Origin of the sequence: Streptomyces sp. ActVer, from assembly GCF_027270795.1 — a bacterium.
Classification (GTDB): domain Bacteria; phylum Actinomycetota; class Actinomycetes; order Streptomycetales; family Streptomycetaceae; genus Streptomyces; species Streptomyces umbrinus_A.
Map to the genome: position 1 here is coordinate 1 of NZ_JAPWHT010000840.1, position 1789 is coordinate 1789.

At 71.3% G+C, this 1789-nt stretch carries 2 protein-coding genes and 1 pseudogene; 1 reads left to right on the top strand and 2 read right to left on the bottom strand.

The window, feature by feature from the left end; translation table 11 throughout:
- Window positions 1–28: 28 nt before the first annotated feature.
- Both O3Q52_RS52655 and O3Q52_RS52660 read right to left on the bottom strand, forming a co-directional pair.
- Window positions 29–743, bottom strand: a pseudogene (locus O3Q52_RS52655) (ABC transporter ATP-binding protein).
- 11 nt (window positions 744–754) lie between these two features.
- Window positions 755–1288: a PadR family transcriptional regulator gene (locus O3Q52_RS52660; RefSeq protein ID WP_269655480.1), complete on the bottom strand. Its 534-nt coding sequence runs from the start codon at window positions 1286–1288 to the stop codon at window positions 755–757.
- Between the two features lie 269 nt (window positions 1289–1557).
- On the opposite strand from O3Q52_RS52660, the gene O3Q52_RS52665 reads away from it, so the two are divergent.
- The coding region (locus tag O3Q52_RS52665) for a hypothetical protein (RefSeq protein WP_269655481.1) at window positions 1558–1789 on the top strand (232 nt) is incomplete at its 3' end.

A 1789-nucleotide genomic window follows, 5' to 3' on the forward strand; every position in this document is an offset into this window, starting at 1 on the left:
CCTTTCCGACCTAGTCTGAGACCCCCGATCACAGCGCCCCCTCCAGCGCCCACGCGTCCTCCGCGGAGACGACGACCCCGTCGCGCAGGTGCACCTCACGGTCCGCGTACGCCGCGACCTGCGCGTCGTGCGTGATCAGCAGCACCGCCGTGCCGGACTCCCGGGCCGTGTGCACCAGCGCGGTCATCACCGCCTCGCTCGCGAGGGAGTCGAGCGCACCGGTCGGCTCGTCCGCGAAGACGACCTTCGGACCGGTCACCAACGCCCGCGCCAGCGACACCCGTTGAGCCTGACCGCCACTCATCTCCCCGGGCCGCAGCTCCCCCTGGCCGCGTACGCCGAACCGCTCCAGCCACTCGCCCGCCCGCTCGTGGGAGTCCTTGCGGGAGGCCCCCGCGAGCAGCAGCGGCAGCGCGACGTTGTCGAGCGCCGTCAGCTCGGGTATCAGCTGCCCGAACTGGAACACCACCCCGAACTCCGTACGCCGCAACTCGCTCAGCCGCTGCTCCGGCAGCTGGTCGAGGCGCTGCTCGGCGTAGACGACCGAGCCCTCGTCGGGGCGGACGATGCCGGCCAGACAGTGCAGCAACGTGGACTTGCCGCTGCCGCTCGCGCCGGTGACGGCGAGGATCTCCCCCGGGCTCAGCTCGACCGAGGCGCCCCGCAGCGCCCGGGTCCCTGCCATGCGTCTTGGCGAGGCCTCGGGCCGCCAGGACCGGCACGGTCTTCTGCGTACTGCTCATGGACGGGCTGCTCATGCTCCGTCGACCTCCGCGGTCAAAGTGGTGAGCCGGGCCGCGGAGGTGGTCATCCAGCGCAGATCGGCGTCGAGGTGGTTGAGGGCGTAGTCGGCCGAGAGGACGGTTGCGAGATCGGCGCCGGGCGCCGTCTTGACCGCCGTGAGCTCCCGCATACGCGCCATGTGCGCGGCGCGCTGGGCGCTCAGATACTGGGCGGGGTCGGCCGAGGCGAGGATCGCGCACACGACCTTGGCGAAGATCTCGTTCGTCACGAAGGGCGCGGGCGGGGTGATCTCGCCCGTCCACGCGACGAGTTCCTTCGCCCCGTCGTCGGTGGACCGGTACAGCGTCCGCTCAGGACCGCCGTCCGAATCCGTCCCGTCGACCTCCGCGAGACCGTCGCGGACCAGGCGCTGCAACGTCGTATAGACCTGGCCGTAGGCCAGCGGGCGGGCTTGCGGGAAGCGTTCGTCATGGCGTCGCTTGAGGTCGTAGCCGTGGCTCGGCCCTCCGGCGAGCAGCCCCAGCAGGATGTGGCGGGTGCTCATGGCGACCATTATGTACTCAGTATATGTAGCGAGTGAATAGTGTTCCCGGAAAAACCATTGGCCGTGCCCCGGGGGAGGGCTCGGGGGAGGGAGCCGGGGGAGCTTGATCGCGGGCGGTGGTCGTCCAGGCGCTCTTGGTCACCCGGCGCATACGGGTCAGAATGTGAACAAGGGCACGTTGTCCGGGCTGTCACGTCTGCGCGCCCGCCCACTGGGTAGGGCTGCCCTGACCCGCCGTACGGCTACCCGCGACGACCAAGGAGGCCCCCATGGCCGCATCAGCACAGCTTCTGCTCTCGGCCCTCTCCAAACGCCCGGCGGAGCAGCCCGCCGACCCCGACCCGTACATCTGTGTCTTCACCGCCGAAGGGCCCTGCGCGGAGGCGCCGCTCACCAGCGAGCCGCCGCTGCCCGACGCCGCCCCCCTCACCAGCGAACCGCCACTCGCCGACGCCGCGCCCCTGACGAGCGAGCCCACCTCCACGGGCGCCGCCGCGGGCC